The 23,381-nt window shown below is 44.9% G+C and carries 18 protein-coding genes; 12 read left to right on the top strand and 6 right to left on the bottom strand.

The window, feature by feature from the left end; genetic code table 11:
* Positions 1–39: 39 nt before the first annotated feature.
* The 3 genes from BWI96_RS03080 to BWI96_RS03090 all read right to left on the bottom strand — a co-directional run bounded on the left by BWI96_RS03080 (position 40) and on the right by BWI96_RS03090 (position 3,034).
* Entirely contained in the window at positions 40–237 is a 198-nt protein-coding gene (locus tag BWI96_RS03080; RefSeq protein ID WP_106635226.1) for a hypothetical protein, read from the bottom strand.
* A gap of 161 nt (positions 238–398) precedes the next feature.
* The gene (locus tag BWI96_RS03085) at positions 399–1,247 is read right to left on the bottom strand and encodes a TonB-dependent receptor (RefSeq protein WP_106635227.1); all 849 of its coding nucleotides are present in this window, start codon (positions 1,245–1,247) and stop codon (positions 399–401) included.
* Positions 1,244–3,034, bottom strand: a complete 1,791-nt coding sequence (locus tag BWI96_RS03090; protein WP_157830196.1) for a SusC/RagA family TonB-linked outer membrane protein — start codon at positions 3,032–3,034, stop codon at positions 1,244–1,246. Before BWI96_RS03090 ends, BWI96_RS03085 begins: the two co-directional genes overlap by 4 nt.
* 209 nt (positions 3,035–3,243) lie before the next feature.
* Here BWI96_RS03090 and BWI96_RS03095 point away from each other — a divergent pair, with 209 nt between their 5' ends.
* On the top strand, positions 3,244–6,042 hold the full coding sequence (locus BWI96_RS03095; RefSeq protein ID WP_157830197.1) for a two-component regulator propeller domain-containing protein: 2,799 nt from the start codon (positions 3,244–3,246) through the stop codon (positions 6,040–6,042).
* 55 nt (positions 6,043–6,097) lie between these two features.
* Here BWI96_RS03095 and mraY read toward each other — a convergent pair whose 3' ends face one another.
* The 3 genes from mraY to BWI96_RS03110 form a co-directional block, all read right to left on the bottom strand.
* Complete coding sequence (gene mraY / locus BWI96_RS03100) at positions 6,098–7,330, bottom strand: phospho-N-acetylmuramoyl-pentapeptide-transferase (RefSeq protein WP_106635230.1); 1,233 nt, start codon at positions 7,328–7,330, stop codon at positions 6,098–6,100.
* A gap of 143 nt (positions 7,331–7,473) precedes the next feature.
* Positions 7,474–8,004, bottom strand: a complete 531-nt coding sequence (locus tag BWI96_RS03105) for a ferritin (RefSeq protein WP_106635231.1) — start codon at positions 8,002–8,004, stop codon at positions 7,474–7,476.
* Between the two features lie 242 nt (positions 8,005–8,246).
* The gene (locus tag BWI96_RS03110; RefSeq protein WP_106635232.1) at positions 8,247–8,597 is read right to left on the bottom strand and encodes a hypothetical protein; all 351 of its coding nucleotides are present in this window, start codon (positions 8,595–8,597) and stop codon (positions 8,247–8,249) included.
* 308 nt (positions 8,598–8,905) lie between these two features.
* On the opposite strand from BWI96_RS03110, the gene BWI96_RS03115 reads away from it, so the two are divergent.
* The 11 genes from BWI96_RS03115 to BWI96_RS03165 all read left to right on the top strand — a co-directional run bounded on the left by BWI96_RS03115 (position 8,906) and on the right by BWI96_RS03165 (position 23,231).
* Complete coding sequence (locus BWI96_RS03115; protein WP_106635233.1) at positions 8,906–11,287, top strand: TonB-dependent receptor; 2,382 nt, start codon at positions 8,906–8,908, stop codon at positions 11,285–11,287.
* 237 nt (positions 11,288–11,524) lie between these two features.
* Positions 11,525–12,877, top strand: a complete 1,353-nt coding sequence (locus tag BWI96_RS03120) for a hypothetical protein (protein ID WP_106635234.1) — start codon at positions 11,525–11,527, stop codon at positions 12,875–12,877.
* On the top strand, positions 12,877–13,302 hold the full coding sequence (locus tag BWI96_RS03125) for a hypothetical protein (protein WP_106635235.1): 426 nt from the start codon (positions 12,877–12,879) through the stop codon (positions 13,300–13,302). Before BWI96_RS03120 ends, BWI96_RS03125 begins: the two co-directional genes overlap by 1 nt.
* Before the next feature lie 235 nt (positions 13,303–13,537).
* The gene (locus tag BWI96_RS03130) at positions 13,538–14,788 is read left to right on the top strand and encodes a hypothetical protein (RefSeq protein WP_106635236.1); all 1,251 of its coding nucleotides are present in this window, start codon (positions 13,538–13,540) and stop codon (positions 14,786–14,788) included.
* The gene (locus tag BWI96_RS03135) at positions 14,785–15,075 is read left to right on the top strand and encodes a hypothetical protein (RefSeq protein WP_106635237.1); all 291 of its coding nucleotides are present in this window, start codon (positions 14,785–14,787) and stop codon (positions 15,073–15,075) included. The genes BWI96_RS03130 and BWI96_RS03135 overlap by 4 nt, the downstream gene beginning before the upstream one ends.
* 119 nt (positions 15,076–15,194) lie before the next feature.
* Complete coding sequence (locus BWI96_RS03140) at positions 15,195–18,749, top strand: cell division protein FtsA (protein ID WP_157830198.1); 3,555 nt, start codon at positions 15,195–15,197, stop codon at positions 18,747–18,749.
* A 166-nt stretch (positions 18,750–18,915) separates the two neighbouring features.
* Entirely contained in the window at positions 18,916–20,244 is a 1,329-nt protein-coding gene (locus tag BWI96_RS03145; protein WP_106635239.1) for a hypothetical protein, read from the top strand.
* A gap of 102 nt (positions 20,245–20,346) precedes the next feature.
* Entirely contained in the window at positions 20,347–21,942 is a 1,596-nt protein-coding gene (locus BWI96_RS03150) for a hypothetical protein (protein ID WP_106635240.1), read from the top strand.
* 31 nt (positions 21,943–21,973) lie between these two features.
* The gene (locus BWI96_RS03155; protein WP_106635241.1) at positions 21,974–22,207 is read left to right on the top strand and encodes a DUF433 domain-containing protein; all 234 of its coding nucleotides are present in this window, start codon (positions 21,974–21,976) and stop codon (positions 22,205–22,207) included.
* A complete protein-coding gene (locus BWI96_RS03160) occupies positions 22,204–22,476 on the top strand; it encodes a DUF5615 family PIN-like protein (RefSeq protein ID WP_106635242.1) in 273 nt (90 codons plus the stop codon). The genes BWI96_RS03155 and BWI96_RS03160 overlap by 4 nt, the downstream gene beginning before the upstream one ends.
* Positions 22,477–22,586: 110 nt before the next feature.
* Positions 22,587–23,231, top strand: a complete 645-nt coding sequence (locus BWI96_RS03165) for a hypothetical protein (protein WP_232793553.1) — start codon at positions 22,587–22,589, stop codon at positions 23,229–23,231.
* Positions 23,232–23,381: the final 150 nt, after the last annotated feature.

Here is a 23,381-nt window from a genome sequence, read left to right on the forward strand (position 1 = left end):
TACCGGGATGAATGAAGCCTAGTCCTTCGAGGTCGTACCTTAGAAATTAACAGTTAAGCCTAACAGGAATGTACGTGGTGTTGGATACGCATCCAGTTCAATACCTGAGGATAATGTACCTGCGGTCTGATCAGTGCTATTCGCCAGTGTTCTTCCGGGAAGCTCAGGAGTAAAGCCTGAGAATTTCTGGAAGGTTACCAGGTTTTGAGCCGTAGCGTACACGCGAATACCCTGCATTTTCCAGCTATCTGTTAACGTTTTAGGTAAAGTGTACCCTAACGAAATGTTATTCAGTCGCAGGTAGGAACCTGATTCGATGTAATAATCAGAAGCCAGAGCTACGTCGTTTGAAGGACGAGGGTTCGTGCTGGAGGTATTGGATGGCGACCACCAGTTCGTTACCGAAGCTTCGATGTTTTCATTACCAAACGCTGGGCTTTCTTACCGTTGTAAATCTGGTTACCCAGGTTACCCGCAGCCGTTATGCTCAAATCGAAGTTTTTGTAACTTAAACCACCCGTCAAACCGAAGTAATATTTAGGCTGATACGAACCTTTGTACACCCGGTCATTGCCATTGATGATGCCGTCACCGTTGGTATCTACGTAACGAAGATCACCTACTTTCGCTGATGAAATGTGCGGGTAGGCATCTAACTCAGCCTGTGACTGGAAAATACCATTGGTCTGATATACATAGAAGCTACCGATGGGCTGTCCTTCCGCGGTTTGAGTTGTGATCTGACCGTTACCTAAGCTACCCGCCTGGATGGGAAGACCGCCGTTCACACGTTCAATTTTGTTATTGTTAATCGTTAAGTTAACGCCAACGTTGTAACGGAAATCGCCTTTCTTTTCATTCCAGTTCAAGCCAAACTCAATACCACGGTTACGGATGTCAGCCGCGTTGGTTAAGTATTGTGAATCATTATCACCGAAAATGGCATCAATAGGCTTGTAAATCAAAGCGTCACGGGTAAGCTTATCGTAGTAGTTTACTTCTCCCGTCAGACGGTTATTCAGCAAACCAAATTCCAGTCCTAAATCTTTCTCCGTTGTTACTTCCCAACGCAGGTTCAAATCCTTGATATCCTGAATCGTATAACCAGAAGCTAACTGACCATCAATTTGGTAATCCAGGTTAGAAGTCAGCGTATATAAGAAGGCGTTCGGAACGATTTTGTCATTACCTACCTGACCCCAGCTAGCCCGCAGTTTCAGCGTAGAGAATAGGTTCTGACCTTTCATGAACTCCTCGTTACCAATTTGCCACGCCGCACCAACGGATGGGAAAATGCTGGAGCGGTTATTCGAAGGAACTTGCTCGAACCATCCTGACGAATCGTAGCGGTTAACAGGTAACGATCATCGTAGTTATAGTTTAAGCGACCGTAGTAGGACAAACGTCTTTCCAGCCCCATGCCGTTTTCATTCGTAGCCGTAGCCTGCGTACCCAAATTCAGCACCCAATAATTCGGATCATTCGGAACATTCAGACGAGAACCACCGAAGAAACTGGTTTTGTAACGTTCGCCCGTGAAACCCACCAGAGCATTGAAGTTATGCTTCTCGCCGAACGTTTTGGTATATGTTAACGTGTTATCCCAAACCCAGCGGTTGGCGTTATCATCGCGAAGCGTCAGTTGGCTGGTATTGTTCTGCTGATTACCCGATACTACATAAACCGGATTGTATTTGCGGTTATTGAAAGAACGGTTTTCAACGGCGAAGTTAGAGCGGAATTTCAGATCATCGGTAAGGTTCCATTCGGCGAATAAAACCCCCTGTAAACGTAAGCTAGTGGTATGATCGTTCGTGTAATTCAACTGAGCTACGGGGTTGGCTACGTTGTTCCGAAGGGTATAACCATAGCTGCCATCTTCATTATAAACCGGAACGATAGGAGCCTGCTTGTAAGCACTGGTAAAAGCGGAGTAAGGCTTGTTTTCGTTATTCTCCTGAGCCAGGTTAAGCGAAGCTCCAATTTTGAAGGACTTGCTGATCTGATAATCATTGCTGGCACGAAGGCTTAAACGGCGGTAACCGTTTCCTTTCAGAATCCCATCATCGTAGAGGTAACCTCCACTCAGAAAATACGTACTTTTTTCAGAACCACCCGCTAAAGAGATGTTGTGGTTATGAACCAAAGCCGTGCGGGTAATGGCATCAAACCAGTTGGTATTCGCCTTAATATCAGCACTCGTGAAAGAAGGTTGTTGACCAGCCCGAATTAATGCCTCGTTTGAGAAATCAATGTATTGCTGAGAACCCGCCATAGGCACTTTACGCGAAGCCTGACGAACCCCAACGTAACCATCGTACGTCACACGAATAGCACCCGACTGACCGCGTTTGGTGGTTACTAAAACCACCCCATTTGCTGCACGCATCCCGTAAATGGCCGTTGCTGAAGCATCCTTAAGTACGTCCATTGAAGTGATATCCTGAGGGTTGATGTTCCGAATATCATCCGTAATTACTCCATCCACTACGTATAAAGGATCTGCACCAGCGAGCAACGTACCCGTTCCGCGGATACGAAGGGTAGGTACGCTACCGGGTTCTCCGGAAGAAGTAACCTGAACCCCCGCCAATTTACCCTGCATGGCTTGTGTTGCCGAAGCTACGGGTTGATTGACCAGATCGGCCGTTTTTAGGGAAGCTACTGCTCCGGTTAAATCTTTCTTACGAGCCGTACCGTAACCGATGGCTACTACTTCGTTTAAAGTAGAAGCGTCCGATTCCAGTGTGATCGTTACGTCAGTCGTTGCATTAGTTACGGTAACTTCTTTTGGTTTCATTCCTACGAAACTTACCGTTAGAACATCTCCTGCATTGGCATTAATGGAGAAACGTCCTTCAGCATCTGAGTTGGTACCACGGGTTGTACCCTTTATAGCGATAGTAGCACCGGGCAAAGCCTGATTGTCGTCGGCACTGGTTACTCGGCCAGTGATGCGACGTGCCTCCTGAGCATGACCTTGAGTCAGGATTAGGAATAGCATACAAAGCAACAAGTAATAAGCTTTCTTCATGTTAAGGAATTGTATTATTTGATGAGCAAAATTAAAATATCCAAGTAGGTGACCCCAAATAAAGCACCACATCATTACCACATCATTTTGATTCAGGGACTTGTATAGACCACATCATTCTTTCATATTTGTACTTATTGATGAGAAAATTGTTTTCAGAATTGGCTATAAATAGCATTCAGATAGTGAAAGAATGGATTAGAGAAAGAATGATAGCGAATCAGGCCGTGCGGTGGTTCATCATTCTATGGTGTTGGAGTATAAGTGGCTACGGACAGGGATATATCGATCAGTTACAAAAGCTATGCCTTCCAGCAGTGCTCCATTTTTCGGCCAATGATTATCAGGCCCAGCGTCAAAACTGGAGTATTGCCCAAAATCCGGCCACTCGATTCATGTATGTGGGCAATTCCAAAGGCTTGCTGGAATATGATGGTCATACCTGGAAAAACTATGTACTTCCTCAGCGTCAGATCATTCGCTCTGTTGCGGTGGCCGATAATCGGATTTATACCGGAGCTTTGGGGGAGTTTGGGTATTGGCTGGCAGACTCGTTAGGAAGTTTAAAGTATCATTCGTTAACCCCTTTGCAGAAAGACAAGCGTTCCCGGCAGGAAGAAATATGGAATATCTTACCGATGCAGGATGCCGTCTATTTTCATTCTTTTGCTTTTTTGTATCGTTATCAGAACAACCAGATAACTACCCTGCGAACACCCGGAAATGTGTTTTATGCCTTTCAGATTGACAATCGTCTGTTCGTTCAGATTTTTGAGAAAGGCCTCTATGAATGGATCGACGAACAATTTGTATTTGTAAAAGGCAGCGAGTTTCTGGGAAAAGAATGGGTGAGAAGTATACTCAAGGCTGGGGGCAATACGCTACAAATTGGTACGGATCGGGCCATGTATAGCTATGAGCAGGGGCAATTCGTTCGCCAGCATACGCCGGCGAGTCAGTTTCTGGCAGTAAATCAATTGAATAAAGCCATTCGAATTGATGAACATACGTACCTCTACGGTTCAGTGCTGAATGGGGCCATTATTACCGATGAAAACGGTCAGATTCGCTCGTATCTGAATCAAAAATCAGGACTTCAGAACAATACCATTCTAGCCTTACATCTGGATGCCGACGGGAATGTCTGGACGGGAACCGATAATGGAATTGATGCCATTCTGTTTAGTTCGCCAGTTCGTCATTATCAGGATCAGTATGGTTTGCTGGGAACGGTCTATGATGCGGCCCTTTACGAAAATGAAGTATACGTAGGGACTAATCATGGGGTATTTAAGGTAAAGAATGGCTCAAATGGGCCCGATATACAGATGGTTTCCGGGAGCCAGGGACAGGTTTGGGATCTGGAAGTAATTGATGGGAAGTTATTCTGTGGTCATAATGAAGGGACGTTCGTGCTGGAAGGCAACGCCTTTCGTCAGTTGTCCCATCTGACGGGTGGACTGGTAATTCACGCCTTTGCTCAACATCCAGACGTATTAATTCAGGGAACGTACACCGATTTAGTGATTTACCGCAAGGAAAACGGACAGTGGAAATTCAGTCATACGCTATCGGGTGATTTTGCTTTAACTGATAACATCCTGGAATTAAAAGATGGTACACTTTGGCTAAAGCAGAAATACCGGGGCATTCGGGCCATCAAGTTGTCTGCTGATTTCAGGAAAGTAATCAGTAATATTTCCATCAAAGGTTTTCAGGATGCCGTTTTATCTGAAGTAGAAGGAGAGCCAGTGGTTAGCACGCAACGGCGGGCGTATTATCTTCAGAAATTCAGTCTGAGTACGATTCCTATTCTCGGTAATCAGGGGATTAAAAACATTTTTCCTATTGATTATAAATCATACATGGTGTTGCGGTCGAACGGGTCGTTGGCTTATTGGGTACCCGGACAGCGAATCTCTGAGTTATACTTAAAGCACGTGCAGTGGGTGGAAGGCTACGAAAATGTGGTAAGCCTGGACCCGAAAACTCTGTTGATTTGTGGGGATGATGGCTTTTCCATGGTGCCCGTTTCCTACATCAATCATGGCAATAAGTTGCCGTATGCCCGGCCTAACATTCGGAAAGTAGCAGCGGAGAAATTTCTCAGCCGTTTTTATCCCAATCAGCCTGCGAATGAGCTTACACTCAAGTATTGGCAGAACAACCTCTCAGTTACCTATGCTTCCACTCAATTTGAAGCCGATATTTCCTATCAGTATCTGATCGAAGGAAAAATGCAGAACTGGTCGGCTTTGACGAAAAGTAATGAGCTGAATACCGGCCCTTTGGAACCGGGCTCTTACGTGTTAAAGGTGCGTTCGTCGGTTTCGGGGGAAGAGACAGCCTTACCCTTCGAAATTCGCCCGCCCTGGTACTGGAATATCTGGAGTCAGCTGGTTTACTTACTGATCATTACCATCGGCGTTTGGGTAACTTATCAGATTTATCTGAAGCGAATTCAAACGCATCAGCAGCGAATTCAGTCTAAAATGCAGAAGCAACTGGAAGACGAACAACGGCGTAATGAGCAGACGCTAACCGAAATTCGAAATGAACAGTTAAAAAAAGATGTAGATCGGAAATCAGAAGAGCTAGCGAATTCAGCCATGAACTTGTTACATAAAAACGAGTTACTCGAAACCATCAAAGAGGAACTGGATAAGCTACGGAAAGAAATGGGTCCTGATTTGGGTACAAAGCAGTATCGATCTTTAGTGCAGCTCATTGACCGAAACCTGGCTGACGAGCATAGCTGGGACATCTTCGAGTCGAATTTCAATGATGTGCACGACTACTTCTTCAAGAAATTGCTTGCCTCGTATCCCAATCTGACCTCTGGTGATTTAAAGCTGGCGGCTTATCTCCGCATGAATCTATCCAGTAAAGAAATTGCTCGCTTATTGAACATTACCGTAAGAAGTGTAGAACTGAAGCGGTATCGGTTGCGAGGCAAACTGGATTTGCCAACTGAACAGAATCTGAATGAATTTCTGATTAAGATCTAAATCAAGAAAGCCTGATGAAATGATTTCATCAGGCTTTCTTGTACTTGAAACGTGATTACCGAAGTTTCAGCGTAACCAGCGTAAAGACGGCCAGAATAATGCTGATGATCAGAAAACGCATGACAATTTTAGGTTCTGGAATGTTCGATTTCTGATAGTGGTGGTGTAAAGGCGACATCTTAAAAAGCCGGTGCAACTTGGCATATTCCAGCCCATGACGCCGCTTTTGGTACTTAAAGTAACTCACCTGTAAAATAACCGACAGCGATTCAATCAGGAAAACACCGCATAAAATCGGAATCAATAGCTCTTTCCGTAACACAATGGCCAGCGTAGCAATCACACTACCCAGCATCAAACTGCCGGTATCTCCCATGAAAACCTGGGCCGGATAGGTATTGTACCAAAGGAAGCCGACGCAGGCTCCCACAAAGGCTCCGCAGAAGACGACGAGTTCGCCCGAAAGCGGAATGTAATATATGTTCAGGTATTGAGAGAAAATCTTGTTCCCTGATAAATAAGCCAGAATCCCCAGGGTCAGGCCGATAATGATGGAGTTACCCGCCGCCAGACCATCAATTCCATCCGTAATGTTTGCTCCATTGGAAACCGCCGTTACAATGACGATGACGATGAGGGTGTATAAAATCCAGGTGTATTCGTCGGGAAGAATCGAGTCGGGCAGGATTTTTGAATAATCAATTTCGTTGTTTTTGAAAAAAGGAACGTTCGTCAGGAATTCCTTGGTATCCGTAAATTTCCGAAGTTCGGCAAAGCCCGTCGGGGTGTTAATCCGTGCTTCTTCATAGACCCGAATTTTAATATCCGGGGAGTAATGCATGGTCAACCCAATGAGAAGCCCGATTCCAACCTGACCCACAATTTTGAATCGGCCCGGTAAGCCTTCTTTATTTTTTCTGAAAACCTTAATGTAATCATCCACGAAGCCAATCAGACAAGTCCAGACGGCAGAGATAAGCAAGAGGATGACGTATATGTTATCGAGCTTGGAAAACAACAGTACCGGAACGACAATGGCCAGCAGGATAATGAAACCACCCATCGTAGGGGTTCCTTTTTTCTGCATTTGCCCTTCGAGGCCCAAATCACGAATGGATTCACCGATTTGCAGGCGTTGCAAATACCAGATGATTCGTTTTCCAAAAACAATTCCAATAATTAATGACGTAACTGTAGCCGCTGCCGTCCGGAAAGTTAAAAATTGAAAAACCCCCGCTCCCGGAAAATTGAAGGTTTTATCGAGATAGTCGAAAAGATAGTAAAGCATACTAGGCTACAAAATGATAATGTGGGTACTAAGTTCTGTAAAACGCGGCAAATCGCCTTACTCAACTTTTAAAATACCCGAATTTTGGCAGATTTATACAAAAAAAGCCCGCAAGTGCGGGCTTTTTCAGGAGATAAAAAGGACTATTCTACGTCAAGATGAGTGATTTTGTACACGTAACGGTCGATTTGGAAGCGACCCGTGCCTTCTTCGCCAATAACGTCGAAGAGTTCAAGAGCACGACGAGCGTTGATTTCTTCTTCTACTTGTTCTTTCACAAACCACTGTAAGAAGTTCTCTGTTGCGTAATCTTCAACCCGGCGGCAAAGGGTAACCAGACGGTTGATGGAATGCGTAACGTTGATTTCGCTTTGCAGAGCCGCTTCGAAAATGCTACGGAACGAAGGGTAATCGTGAGGAACGGGTCCTACTTCTGGTGAATAAGCCATCACGCCTTGGTCTGCCAGATAGTGGAAAATCTTTAACATGTGCTCACGCTCTTCTTCAGCTTGTTTGTAGAAGTATTTCGCAGAGTACAGGTAACCATTTACTTCACACCATGAAGCCATGGCCAAATATTTTGAAGAAGCCTCAGCTTCCATTTTTACTTGTGCATTTAATGCTAATTCAACTTCCTCTTTTAATGAGGTACGGAGGCGTTGCAAATCTTTCATGGGTACTTTATTATGTTTCTAATGAGATAGTTCAAAAAAGTATGCTCGTTGCTATGGTCTTGTGCTTTTTTAAGAAGTGTGCAAGACTTTCTACACCACAAAAGTAGGGGTGCAAGGACAGAAAGCAATACTAACTAGTTGAAAAAGAGTAATTTAGAAAGAATCTCATTATAAAACTAAATAAGGCCCGATTGAACGAATCCAATCGGGCCTTATCTTAAAAGCAGGTATGTCTTTCTAGCTTAGGAAGCGTAGGTATACAAAGCTTCGTGAAGCATAGAGTTTAAATCTAAAGCAAACTGAGTGCCTGAAAGTAAGTCACGTAACTGAACCAGATCACAGAGCGTCAGCACTAATTGCTGATTGGATTTGGGAGCTTCGATTACTTCGAAATCATAGGCATCATCCAGATTGAAAATCATGTCGTGCAGATTCACGCGGTCTACTTTACGACGGAACGAGACAAAATCAAGGTAACGAAAAGCGATAACCTGTTCTCCAAAAGTTAAAATAATCCGATTGGTCAAATCACATTGTTGCGTAAAGCCTTTAGCCGTACGGTACAGTTCATGAAGGGTAAAAGAATCTTTCAAGGAAGTACTGATTTAATCGTGCGTGAAAATCTTCTACAAAGATAGGTCACAAATCCTGATCAGAACAAATTATTTAGATTGAATAAAAATTATTTCAAAATTATTTGGATTGAATCTAAATAATGTACTTCCTTTGTGGTGTCTAAGATGGACTAATGGTTAGGGGACAGCTTTTACATCTTAAGCACTCCATCGTTTTTTTGCTCGTTGTTATTAGGAAAAAGCCTTCGTTCTGCGAGGGCTTTTTTTATGAAGGCCCCTTGGTTGCCCTCTTTCTTTCTTAATCATCTAGCGATTTTATAGATCCCATGAACAACAACTACCTTTTGTCTTTAATGCTGTTGCTATGCAGTACGGGACTTTGGGCACAATCTGGCCGCATTCAGGGTGTAATTACCAGTTCGGATGGAAAACCTTCAGAGCAGGTAACGGTCACCATTAAAGGTCGTTCCAACGGAGTTACTACGGACGAGTCAGGGCGTTATGCCTTCGAAAAAATAAAAGTAGGTACGTATACACTCAGGGTTAGTTTTATCGGCTTAAAGACGCAGGAACGTCAGGTGGAAGTTCGTGAAAACGAAACCACGCAGGCCGACTTTACCCTGGAAGAAACGTCGGAGCAATTGCAGGAAGTAATCGTCACGGCTGCTAACAAATACGGTAAAAAGGAGAGTGAATTTGTGGCTCGTCTTCCCATCAAAAACCTGGAAAACCCGCAGGTCTATTCCACGATTTCGAAAGAGTTACTAAAGGAGCAGGTCATTACCAACTTTGATGACGCTTTGAAAAATGCTCCCGGTATTGACAAGCTCTGGACTTCAACCGGACGTGGGGGAGATGGTGCGGCGTATTTTACCATGCGTGGCTTTACCCTTCAGGCCAGCATGATTAACGGAATTGCGGGTTTGTCGAACGGTGGGCTGGACCCTGCCAATATCGAACGGATTGAACTCATCAAAGGTCCTTCGAGTACGCTTTTCGGCGGAAGCCTGGTTAATTTTGGCGGGTTAATCAATATGGTTACCAAAAAACCTTACGAAACGAAAGGCGGTGAAATTACGTATACCGGCGGAAGTTTTGGTTTGAACCGTCTCACGGCTGATATTAACACTCCTCTGACAGATAAGGTATTATTCCGTTTCAACGGAGCCTATCACTATGAAGGAAGCTTCCAAGATGCTGGTTTTAAACGTACGGGTTTTGTTGCTCCCTCAATTATTTATAAAGTTTCTGATCGCCTGACTTTCCACCTGAATACTGAATTATATACATCGGAAGCTACCAATCCTCTGATGGTATTTCTAAATCGTTCACGTCAACTAATTGCCAGAACTCCTCAGGAATTAAATATTGACTGGAATCGCTCATTCACTGCTAACGATATTACCGTTAAGACGCCGACGCTTAACGTCTATGGTCAGATGAACTATAAATTGTCGGATCAGTGGACTTCCCAAACGAATGTTTCCAGGAGTGTTCGCCGTTCGGTTGGTGTGTATTCTTACGTAATGTTCCTGGATGCAACGAGAGTTCCAACGGATACGCTGTTGAGTCGTTACGTGGGTGATCAGAATTCTACGAGTACCACCACGGATATTCAGCAAAACTTCATTGGTGATTTCAAGATTGGAAGCCTGAGAAATCGTCTGGTCGCTGGTTTGGATTACCTGAACGTGAAGTCAAATAATTATTCATCTTATGTTTTATTTGACAACGTGAATAGCGTTCGGGTGAATGATCCTCGTTACGGGCGTCTGACCCGCTCGGCTGTCGATGCAAAACTGGCTACTGGAACTCCTTCCAGAAGTACTACGGATGCCTCTACCTACAGCGTATATGCCTCCGACGTATTAAACATTACGGATCAGTTACTGGTCATGGCGAGTCTGCGTTTTGATCACTTTGATAATAAAGGAAGCTATAATGTAAGCACCGGAGTTACCTCAGGAGCCTATACCCAAAACGCCGTTTCCCCTAAACTAGGGCTGATTTATCAAATTCTGAAAGATCGCCTCTCCGTTTTTGGTAACTACATGAATGGCTTTCGTAACGTGGGCAATACCACTCAGCCCGACGGAACAGTGAGTGTATTCAAACCTCAGCAGGCGAATCAGTGGGAAGGTGGTTTGAAAATGGAGATTTTGAAAGGCAAACTATCAGGTAATGTGAGCTACTATGACATCTACGTAACTAACGTAACTCGCCCGGATCCTGATCGTGTAAGCTATACGATTCAGGACGGTAACGTTTCTAGCAAAGGGGTTGAGGTAGATATTACGGCAAACCTATTGCCCGGACTGAATCTTATTACGGGTTATAGTCACAATGATAGCAAAAACGAGAAAACTGATGCTGGAAGTGTGGGGCGAAGACCTGTAGGAGCAGGCCCCGCCGATCTGGTGAATGCTTGGATTAGTTACAGCCCCACAAAAGGAGCTTTGAAAGGTTTTGGGATTGGCGTAGGCGGTAACTACGCCGGAAAAAATAGAATAACCAATTCTGCGGCAACGGGTGTTTTCACAATCCCTGCGTATACGGTTCTGAATGCTTCTCTGTTCTACAATACGCCTGCGTTCCGTTTTGCATTGAAGGCTGATAACTTTACAAACCAGCAATATTGGAGAGGCTGGACGACGGTTGAAGTACAGAAACCTGCCAGCGTTTCGGCTAGCATTGCTTTTAAATACTAGGCTACTTTTTTCGGACAGAAAAAACTTCCTGAATAAATATAATACCTATCTTAAAAACCCTGCCCAACTAGGCGGGGTTTTACTTTATATTAGCCATCCATACGGGTTTTTGTTCGCTCAAATGGCTTTTATGCGAGTTAGGCATCAATTCAGTTGTACTTTCATAAAATTCCGAACAAGTTCGCGTCGTTCTCTAGTTCGGGAGTTTAGAAACCCTCCACAAGCATTTTGAAATCTATGCGTATTCTCTGGTTACGAACCTTCTATTTTTCAGCATTATCAGCTTCGGTACTTTTATTAACCCAGTGCAATAACGACGGTGGTCGTAAAAGGGGGAATCAAGGGGTCGAATCTGACCCTGTTACCGAAACAGCGTCAGTGACGGAAGCTCCGGCTGATAAACCCGCCCCTAAAAACTTAAAAGCCAAGTTATACCTCGAAGCCAGTGGCAGTATGTTTCCTTACGATGCGGCGGGTAGTACGGGTGAATTTGACGAAGCTTTACAGAATTTATTAACGCCTTTCGAAGCCCAGAAACCCGGCTCGACGGAATTGTTCGTGGTGAATGATAACGTGTACCCAATGGGCGTTAACTTCCAGCAGTTAGTAGAACAGCCGAATGTTTTTACGCTGGCAAAAGACAAAGGCGATTCTCGCCACACCGACTTTAGTCTGATTTTCAAGACCATTCTTTCGGATTTGAAAGAAGGAGAAGTAGGCGTATTATTCTCGGATCTGATTTATTCGACGGAATCAACGGCGGCTCAGTCTTCCGCTAAAATTCTGGCGGATGTCGAGACCTTAATGCAAACGACTTTTGCCGGAAAAACGAAAGATAAATCGTTATTGATCCTGAAGTTAAGCGGAGCCTTCAAAGGAACTTATTACCCGCACAACGGGGGTGGCAAGCCTTACAATGGTTCTCGTCCGTATTACATCGCTTTGATGGCGAATAATGCTACGATGAAAGCCTTACTGTCGGATGAAAAGTTTGAGTCTTTAGCCCGTTTCAAAGACCTTCCCGGCTTTGAGTCGTTTCATTACTTCACCAGTGCAAGCGATAATGTTCCTTTCTATACCATTCTGTTGAAAGATGCCGAACAGGCCGGACAGTTTGAGCAAAGTCGTCAGGAACGAAAAGAAAGCAAAGAGGCTATTCACACGATTGAAAATATTGAGGCCGACCGCAAAACTCGCGGCTTAACCCTGGCCGTTGGCGTTGATCTGGGCGGTTTTTATCTACCTGATTCCTATAAAACAGACCCTAAGTCGTACGAAATAGAATCAGATGAAGGGTTTAAAATTCAGAAAATCGTAGCCGAAAAGGGCCCGGAAGGGTACACGCACAAGTTTTTACTAACTACCGCAGAACCACAGGGTGGGGGAAAACGGGAAATTACGCTCCGACTGAAACGCAAGTTTCCACCCAGCTGGATTACCCAAACCACTACGCAGGATGATAGTAACCCTAAGTCGGATGATTTCTCGGAAAAGACTTTTGGAATCCTGAACTTTACCCGGGGCATCGAGAAAGCCTATAACCCTCAGCAAGCCAATACCTACTTTACGATTACGCTCAATCTACACTAATGGAAAATCTGCTTTACGACTTTTACGCTCTCTTTACCGAACGCTCGCTTCTGGATGATTTGTATGATGAGCATTTGTTAACCTCCCTGACTACCACCCTGGTGGTGTTTGTGCTGATTGGGATTGGAGCTTATTACTTTGGCATGAACAAAGTTCGTTATGCCAAAGCATCGACCTGGTTACTCGTTTTGGGTAGCAGTGCGGTATTAACCATGATTGTAGCGATTGTTACCTGCTCCCAGAAAGCAGACCAGGAAATTCCCCGCCGCAAAGGCCATCCCGAACTGGGACGCTACTTTGATCAGGGCGGAAGTGTCTTTTTTGGCTTTGGGTTTGAAATGTTTTTACTGGCTGCCGTACTCTTTTTCGTACTATCACTAGCCGTAAAAAACCTAAGCACCAACAACCGAAAAATTCCATTTTAGAGTTTTCAGTTTACGGTTTTCCGTTTTCAGTGGAGGATATCACCGCGTAGCTCAGCTAGTCAATGTTTAAAACAACATGACTTTTTCCTAACAAAACTGAAAATGGTTAATAGAAACAGAAAACGAAACAGGAACGAGTAAAGAGTTTTTGCAAGAGGTGTTGGGGAAGGAATTAACGCTAAACCATAACGACCTCCCCAAACTGAAAACTCCAAACTGAAAACCGAAAACTCACATGTCTCGACTTTTTTTATTTGCGATTGGCGGTACTGGAGCTCGGGTGGTCAAGTCGTTGACTTACCTGCTGGCTTCAGGGGTAAAACTCCGCAATACCACACAGGTGGTTCCTATTTTGATGGACCCACACGCTGAAAATAAAGATCTGAAACGAACGAAAGAAATTCTGAATTATTACCAGAATGTTCGTTCCTCGCTCCAGAATCCTCCGGCTGCGGGATTGTTCGGCACGGATATACAAACCCTGAAACGTCAATTACCCAGTGCGGCCATTTCCGATTCGTTTCAGTATGAACTGAAGGGCGTAAGCGATGAAAAATACGGCAACTACATTGGTTACGACTCGCTCGATGAAGCGAACGAAGCCCTGGCTGGATTGCTTTTCTCCAGAGAACAACTCGATACCAAAATGGATATTGGCTTTGTCGGTAATCCTAACATCGGGTCGGTAGTATTGAACCAGTTTCGGGAATCTGAGGAGTTCAAAGCTTTTGTAAGTTCGTACAAGAAAGAGGATAAAGTCTTTATCGTCAGTTCTATTTTCGGTGGAACGGGAGCTTCAGGGTTTCCCCTGATCCTGAAAAACATTCGGGGATATGGCGGTTCGGATGCTAAAGACGTTCGCGAAGCCCGGATTGGAGCCGTGTCGGTACAGCCTTATTTTGACGTGTATTCGGCGGGTGCTCAGGATAAAGCGATTGATAATGCTACGTTTATTTCAAAAACCAAAGCAGCTCTGGGGTATTACCAGAATAGTCTTTCCAACAAGGAATACCCGAAACTGAACGCCCTGTATTACATCGCTGAAAGTTACCGTAGTCCTAATGAGTATGATCCCGGAGCGGGTGGGCAGCAAAACGACGCTCATTACGTGGAAATGATCTCGGCTTTATCGATTGTCGATTTTTGCGAACATACCAGTGAGATGGAGTGTACCGTTCGGGACGGACAGATCATTGCCCGGAACCCTCGCTACGCCGAATTTGGACTCAACACCAGCAACTCCCGACTCAACTTCACGGATTTCGTGGATCGGTCCCGGCAGGTTTTTGCCCAGCCTTTAACCAAGCTGGCCATTTTAAGTCAATACCTGAAAACCGCGTCGAACGGGATAGCATTCTGGGTAGTAACAGTGCTCCCTGGACAAGTAAGGAAGCTCCGAAAATTGGTTCTGATTTTAAGCAAACGAAGTTCTACCGGAATCTGCACGATTTCAATGAAAACTTCCGGGCGTGGTTATCGGAAATGAATGATCAGGATCGGAATATCTTCAATAAGCGAACCTTCAGACCTTTTAATCTGGCGACGGAAGATCTGGGTAAATTTATACTAGGCTTTGAGCGAACGAAGAAAAACTTTATTGGTAAGACCGTTGATGTTCAGATTGAAATGAACAAGGGTGATTTTGATGAGTATCTCAATGCCGAATCGAAAGGAAAAACCTTTGTTACGGCAGAAGATAAATTCCTGAGTCTGATGAATACCTGCACGGAGCAGTTCGTGCAAAAAGAATACCCACAACTAGCCGCTAATTAACAGAGCCGCTGCCAACGTGGCCCGGCCCGCTTTTTCGCGGGTAGCCCAGGATTTTGATTCAGCAAAACCCCGCTAGTTGTTGCACGAAAATAGATTGAGACTTCAATTTGAAAGAAGCTATGGCTGATCAGTCACTTAAACGCGAACTTAACCTGCATGATCGTTCGGCTTCGGTCGATGGTCACTGGTTCGTGTCGCAACCTTATACTACGGATTTAATCGAAGCCATTGAAGACAAAGCCAAGGGCGATACCGAGAAAGATCCGACGTCGATTCCCAGTCCATTCGCTCGTTTCGATCTGGTAAAATCGGCCTTTCGTAATTTGATTTTATACAGCGATCTCAAGGGTTCCCTGAATGACGAACGTCTGGTTTCGGCTTGTTTTGACGTGGGAGAAATCTTCTTCAATTTCGATAAATTCAAGTCGCCCAAAGGCCCGCTTCGCATCATTACCTGGGATCGGGAGCAGGCTCTTCGAACCTTACAGAATGGTTCACGTAACCATCAGCGGTTAGGTTCGGCTCTGGATTTATACCTGCGGGAAGATGCCGCCAGTTATAACTTCACGGGTTTACGCAAGCTCTTTATTTTGCAATACCAAAGCCGCGAAGGAACGGGGGTAATCGGAGGAACTTCTCCAGCTACACTCTTTTTCAACGCTCCTAATCACCTGGAATTTGTGAACATTCATTTCGGTAATCACCGGGTGTTTGATCGCAATAATCCCGTTCCTCTGCATGATCGGGACGTTGAATATCAGGTGTTTTGGCATGGATTGAAACGCTTTATGCCGGGTTTCCGGGAAATGTATCCAGAAGTTTCAGAATACCTGAGCCATAGTCTGGAATTACTGCATGCCCGCGATTACGAAACCTGGCAACGCATTGGAGCCAATGGTCAGAACCTACGGGAAGAGGCCTGGAACTCCGATTTCCCTGAACTGGAATTCGATACTAATTCCATTGTTGAATTTGCTTCGTTGTCTTCAGGGCCAGCGTTCAAAATGCGGAAAGCCGCGTCGGGACCAGAAGTTATTCAAGGCTTGAGCCATTTCCTGATCAGCCCGACCGAGGAACTCGACGAATACGGGGTTCGTAAACAGCGGTATACCGATCGGCCTGCTCCGATGGTGTTATCGAAAGACTTTTTCGAACCTATTCCTTACACCCGAATCCCGTGGCGGGATTCGATTGAGGTGAAACATTATGTACCGGAAGACTGGCGAACCAATCAACGGCAGTTACCCGGACAGGCAGATTTTTATCCGTACCTGACTACCAGCGATTTCCTGGAGCCCCATTTGATTCGTCTGGTGTATCCTATTAACTCGCAACGCTTTTTCGACGGCGGTTTACGACACGTTCAGAAAAGTTATTTATTACCTCTGAAACCTGATTTCTTCGAGTTTTTCTCGGCTCAGGATTTAATGCGGGGTGGGGAAGTAAGCATCCAGATGGAAGAGCGGGCCGGAGGTTCGGTGCGGGTTACGCTTCAGATTCCGTTAGGTAAATGGGATGCCTCTCAGCAGAAAGTAATTTCTACGGGTCGTTTCCTGAAGCTTTCGCGGATGTATTACGATGATCCGACCAAAACGCCGAGTGAAGAGAAAAACGAAGGGGTTATTGCGGAACATCAGTTTGGATTAACGGTATTCCCTTTTGTGAAAATGAAGCGGGTAACTATGCCGAACTTCAAACCGATGTACCGGGTACATCTGGTGGACCGCGATGTATCGGCTCAAAGCTTCAAAAACGAGTATAAACTAAGTTTTTACGACGAAAAAAATAAGCTGATTCCGGTTCCTCAAAATCGGATTCGTCCGCGTAGTCAGAAGGATTTGAATAAGGGGGCAAAGTCAGAAATTCAGGTGATTGAATCTGATTTTGAGCGGATAACCGTGGAAGTAGCCGGACATCGGGGCGTTATATTACCGAAGTTTGAAGTGCGGGAAATGAAGGATACCTTCTTCCGCTTTGCCGTTGACTTTGGGACTACCAACACACACGTAGAGTTCACCACTTCGGAAGATTTTCAGCCCCGGCCCTTTACTATCGACGATGACGTTCAAATCGCTACCCTCATTGATCCCGGCAGTACGGAGGCTCTGAATAGCCTAAGGGCCAACGACATTACGGAGCTGGTTCCGCAGGAGCTGATACCCGAGCATTTGGGCGATGCATATTTATGTAAATTCCCGCAACGCACGGCTCTGATTGAAAACCGACCTAATTTCTCAGGTGAAAATCTGTATGGATTTGGGGACTTTAATATTGGATTCCTGTACGAAAAACGGAATATTCCGAAGGACGATTACACGGTTTCAACGAACCTGAAATGGTCGGATTTTAGCAAAAACATCAAGGCTCAGAAGCGGATTGAAGGCTTCCTGCAATCGCTGTTATTACTCATCCGTAATAAGGTTCTGATTAACGGTGGTAACCTGGCTCATACGGAATTACTCTGGTTTTATCCGTTGAGTATGCTTGAAAATCAGCGTAATTACTTCGAAGGTCTTTGGAACAAGCTCTATGCCGAAACCATTACGCAGGAGCGAATGCCACGGAAAGTGCCTGAAAGTATTGCTCCTTTTTACTGGTACAGTCGGGGCGGCGGAAGTAGCCAATCCATTGATTCTAATATTTACCCCACGGCCCTGATTGACATCGGAGGGGGTACGGCAGACGTGGTAGTTTTTGAGAAAAATCAACCTAATGTGCTGACATCGGTACGTTTTGCGGGTAATGCGGTGTTCGGCGACGGTTTTGCCCGGGACGGAGCAGCGGCCCGAAATGGATATGTCAAAAAGTATGATCCTGAAGTAACCGCTCACCTGTCCGCTAACTTTAGCAACCTGGGGGCGGCTTACAAGGCAATCAAGGATAATAACCGTTCGGAAGATATTGTAGCGTTTTATTTCTCGCTGAAAAACAATCGTGATTTAAGCGAGAGAGCGGCTTATGATTTCAACGACCGTCTAGCGAACGACTCTGATCTGAAGATTGTGCCGCTGGTGTTTTACACGGCTCAGATTTATCACCTGGCCCGATTAATGAAAGCTAAAGGCAAAGACATGCCCCGGTACATTGCTTTCAGCGGAACGGGTTCCAAGATCCTGGATATTCTGACGCCTCGAAATGTAGCACTGTCTGATCTGGCCATGTTAATCTTCGAGAAAGTGTACGGACAGCCGTACCACGCCGATGGGCTGGACATTGTTCGGGAGCGTAATTCTCCCAAAGAATCTACCTGTAAAGGAGGTCTCAAAATGCCGGGCTTAAGCTTTATCCGCGAAGATGACGGACGATTGGAAGCGGATATGGATAAGATTAAAACGGTATTGCTCGGTACTAAAGAAGATCGCTTGATTGTGAGAGGAGATACGTATCAGAAGATTGATAATGAGGTATTGCAAGGCGTAGCCGATGAGGTTCGGGAATTCGTGGAAATGCTCTTTGGCCTTGAATTCTCCTTCAGTGGAAAATTTGGGGTAAATGAGGGCCGACTCGAACAATACAAGAGCACGTTGTTAAGAAATCTTCTGCAAAATGTACACAGTGGCTGGGAGATGCGACGCGAAGGACTGGAAAACCCTAACACTCCGATTGAAGAAACGCTCTTCTTCTATCCGCTGGTTGGGGCCCTGAACCAGCTCGCCTGGGAAGCTGCCAATTAATGTAGTTTTCAGTTTTCTGTTTACCGTTTGGAAGTTAACCACAGAGTTTCACGGAGTTTTACACGGAGTAACTCTGAGCAATACTTTGTGAAACTCTGTGGTTAATATATTTCTTTACACAAATCATAATAGAAAACTAAACGAACAACCTCAATTCTTAGAAAATATGCGTCGATTATTGTTATTAACCTTGGCTTTGTGCTACACGACCTTAGCCTTTGCCCAAACCCCTCTGGCTACTCAGAAAGATATATTTAAGGAAGCAGGAGGTAAAAATACAACGGCCACGTACGGTGAATTTCACAAAAAGTTGAGTACTTTCTTTAACGGAAGTAAAGCATTACCCAATGTCTCTGGCCTGCTTGATCAACTGAAACCCTACCTGCAAAAGCCTCTGGATGATCAGGATAAACTTAAAGTGGAGAAAATTCTGAACGATCTGGAAAACCTGACGGAAAAAGATGCCAAGGGCCAGAAGGTGTCTATCTTACAAACGCGGGTGGCTCTGGGCAGTTTCGTCGAAAACCTGCGGAACAACCTGGATGGGCAGGATGCCATGATGGACAGTGATACTACTTTATCCGACGGAACGGAAGTAATGCCCGATACAGCAGCCCATGCGGCCCTCGATGGCGTTCCTTTCATTGTGGGTAAGTCTCAAGACTCGCCCTGGGTTTGGTGGATTGTTTCAGGCGTGAGCATTCTGGCCGCTATTGGATTGGGCTATCTCTATTGGGATGAGAAGAAAAAACGTGACCATCTGGAGCGGCAAATGCTGAATACTTCCAGTCAGGCCAGCCAGAGCTTCGTAAAAATGCAGCAACTGGAAAAACAGGTTCCACAGTTAATTTCCAAGATCAAAGAATATGAAAAGGCCCTGGCCGAATACGACCGGGCTTTGAAAGAAAGTCAGGAAAGAGGCGAGAACGAACGGAAACGCTGGTTGCAGGAAGTACAGAACCTTCAGGCTGCTATGACACCACCGCCGGTTCATCCTACGCCCACACCGCCTGCCTTTACATCGGTACCACCGGTTTCACCCGTGCCTCCGGTTGTGGAAAAACAATCCGAAGAAATACCGCCAGTGATAGAGCCTCAACAGGAGCCTTTGCCTGACGAAGATCCAACGTTGGAAGAAACATGGGCAGAAGATGTGCGTAAAGAGCCGGAAGCCTTTTATCTTTCTACTCCGAATAAAGATGGTTCGTTCCGGGATGTCAGAAGCGTTCAGTTTGACCCTTCTCAATCCTTGTATCACGTTCGCATCACAAGTCCTTATAACGCAGAGTTTGAATTCGTGAACGATCCTGCCTTGGTCAGTGAAGCTCTACGGTATCCCGAAACGTTTCTGGACCCGGTTTGTGAGTACGGCGGAGGCATTGAATTCGGAGCCCGTAATATTACTACAATCCAGAAAGGGAAATTAGTCAAAACCGACTTCGATTCCGATCGCTGGGAACTACAACATAAAGCAATCATTCGCTTTGAAAATTAGAGGCGTTGAGGGTTTTGAGTTGGGTGTTTAGGTTTGATGATCTATAAGATTCACTCCTCGAACAAAAACTCAAAACCCTCAACGCTAAACTCAAAACTCATCATGGTTCAAATTATTGAAATCGTTATTATTCTGGGAATTCTGGCGGCTCAGGGCTGGGTCTGGCAGAATACACGGGGGAAGATTAAACGATTTCGTGAGTTAATACCCGAAGGCTCCGCTTTTACGTTACGACGGTTTCGGGTTTTACGTCAGGATTTAGAACAACTTTCTACGCGTGAAGTACTGACGCAGATAGATAGTCTTTCCCAACGGACGCAGGTAACTAGTCTGCAACTCGAAGAATTGACCCGTCGGGAAGATCAGTTAGTGGTTTTATTATCGAAAGAGCTACATGACGTGATGCGTCAGGAGGCGGAAGAGGAGCTACGGCAAATTCGGGAAGACATCTGGAATTTCAAGACCATGCATCCGAGCCGTGAAACCATTGAAGTGCCTTTGATTCTTTCCAAGGATAAGTCAGCAGGCATCAGCAAGATTCTGGAGAGCATGAATACCTATCTCATTCGGAACCGAACTTCACTGGCAGATTTTAACCTTCTGCGTGACATCACAGATCGAAACCTGGATGCTGAAGAGGAGGGAATCAGCCTGACCATGCCCATTCCGCTTTACCTGGGCCTGATGGGAACAATGGCCGGGATTGTCATTGGTTTGTTTGCCATGCCCAACGTAGGTTCCGCGAGTTTTCTGGATGGTGATGGACTGAATAACCTGATTGGCGGTGTGAAAATCGCGATGCTGGCGAGCTTGGCAGGTTTGTTGTTAACGGTATTGAATAACTGGTCTTTCCGGGATGCGAAATCTACACTGGAAGCTCAGAAACAGACGTTTTTTTCTTTTCTGCAAACGGAATTATTACCTATTTTATCGGAAGGCGTTAATACCGGCATTTTCACGACGCTGAACCGAAGTATCCAGGAGTTTAGTACGTCCTTCCGGGACAATGTACAGGAACTAAGTGGCATGGTCGACAAAAACCATGCATCGCTCATGGCTCAGCAAAAAGCTCTGGATATGTTACAACAGGTAGACCTGAATCGGGTAGCGAGCTTTAATGTGCAAGTATTGAGTCAACTGGATCAGAGTTTGAGTGCCCTTGAAAAATTTGGGTATTACCTCAATCAGTTGAACGGACTGGTGGATAATACGCAAAAAATTGTGGAGCGGACTCAGAATGTAGAAGACATATCCGTTCAGATTTCCAAATCATTACAACAATCTCAGGATTTATATCTGTATCTGACGAGCCATTTTAAACACCTCGATCAGCACGGCCAGGCCTTCAACAACAAAGTAGGGCAATACGATGATTTGATTGATCAGAGTTTGAAATCGCTGGATCGCACGATTCACAGCCAGTTGAAAAGCATTGAGGATATTAAAATCCGGGAGATTAATGCGACGGATGAATACTTCAGTCAAAACCGCGATAAACTTAGCAAGCTGGATTATCTGGAATTACTGGAACGAAATGCTACCGATTACCAACGCAAAGATTCCATTCGTCAGGAGCAGATCCAGCAGCAACTGGAATCCCTGGGTCGCCAGCAGGCTCAGACGTTACAACTGCTGGAGCGGATGGCTAGACGTCTGGAAAAAGGAACGTGGGGACGAATGTTTTCGGCTAAAAGTTAAGTAAGGTTGTAAAGCTAAAACTTTAATACACATGGTAAATTATAGAGATTATATCGTATCTGATCATCAGATAATGTTAGGAAAACCCATAATAAAAGGAACACGTTTAACAGTTGAACTCATTCTACGTAAACTAGCTCAGGGAGCGAGTACTGCTGATTTGCTAAAGATGTATCCTGGACTATCTGAAGAGAGAATTCAGGCAGTATTGCTATATGCTGCCGAGCTTTTAGCTAATGAAGAATTATTAACATCTGCTGCATGATACTAGCAGATGAAAATATTGATCATAACCTGATAGAAGCTCTTCGATCAGTGGGCATTGAAGTAATGTCCATATATGAAGAGTTTAGAGGCATTTCAGATTATTCAATTATTGAGATATCTAGAAATCCGTCTCGTATTATACTAACTGAAGATAAAGATTTTGGAGAATGGGTATTTGCTCATCAGGTAAAAGATATTTCCGTTGTATTACTACGCTATGAGTTAAAGGAAACAGAAGCTATTAAAAAATTATCATTCAGATTTTAAGTGATAGAGCGAACGAACTGTTTGGAAAATTCACTACCATAACTGCTCATAAAATCAGAATTCGCCCTTTATAAGTACAATCACTCGTAGTAAGTAATAGTTTATTTTTCGTGAAAACCAAACATCCCGACTTCTTCTGGCCTAGTTATACGGACTTAATGACGAGTCTCTTTTTCGTCATGCTGGTGCTGTATGTGCTGACGGTGGCGATCCTGAAATCCAAAGAACGGGGTTATTTGAGCGACGCTCTGAAATACCAGCGGATTCAAACCATTGAGCGGGCCTTGCAGGAGCTAAACGGTACGTATTTCAAGTACGACGAGAATAACAAACGCTTTCGCCTAGGAGTAGACGTCAATTTCCGCCCTAATAAAGCCGATATGGAGGAACTGGATTCCCGTACTCGTCGGGAGTTACTGGAAGCCGGAAGGGTATTATTCGGTAAAATTAAAAAGGTCGCGAGGGAAAACCCTGATGTTAGTTACATGGTGGTAGTAGAGGGGAATGCCCAGCGAGCCAACGATAACTGGCAAAGTGCTTTTGGCCGACAAAATGGCTACGAGTTGAGTTACCGAAGAGCTCTGGCTCTGGTGGATTTCTGGAAACGGAACGGAATTAATTTCGACCAGTTTAAAAATTGTGAAGTATTAATTGTAGGCAGCGGCCACTTTGGAAAATCACGTGATCCACGGAACGAAAATGCGAACCGTCGGTTTACCATACAAATCACCTCCAAAGTCGGTAAGTCCCTATGAAAATCTATTACCTTTCGCTGCTGTTACTCGCAGGATTAACCAGTTGTGCGGGCTGTTCAAAAACGGGTAACCACCGTCATCGGCCCGATTCGACCCAGCGGAATTAACGCTCCAGAACCTCATTGGAGGGCTCGGGGGCTAACGCCGCTA

This window comes from Siphonobacter sp. SORGH_AS_0500, from assembly GCF_002838835.1.
Lineage (GTDB): Bacteria > Bacteroidota > Bacteroidia > Cytophagales > Spirosomataceae > Siphonobacter.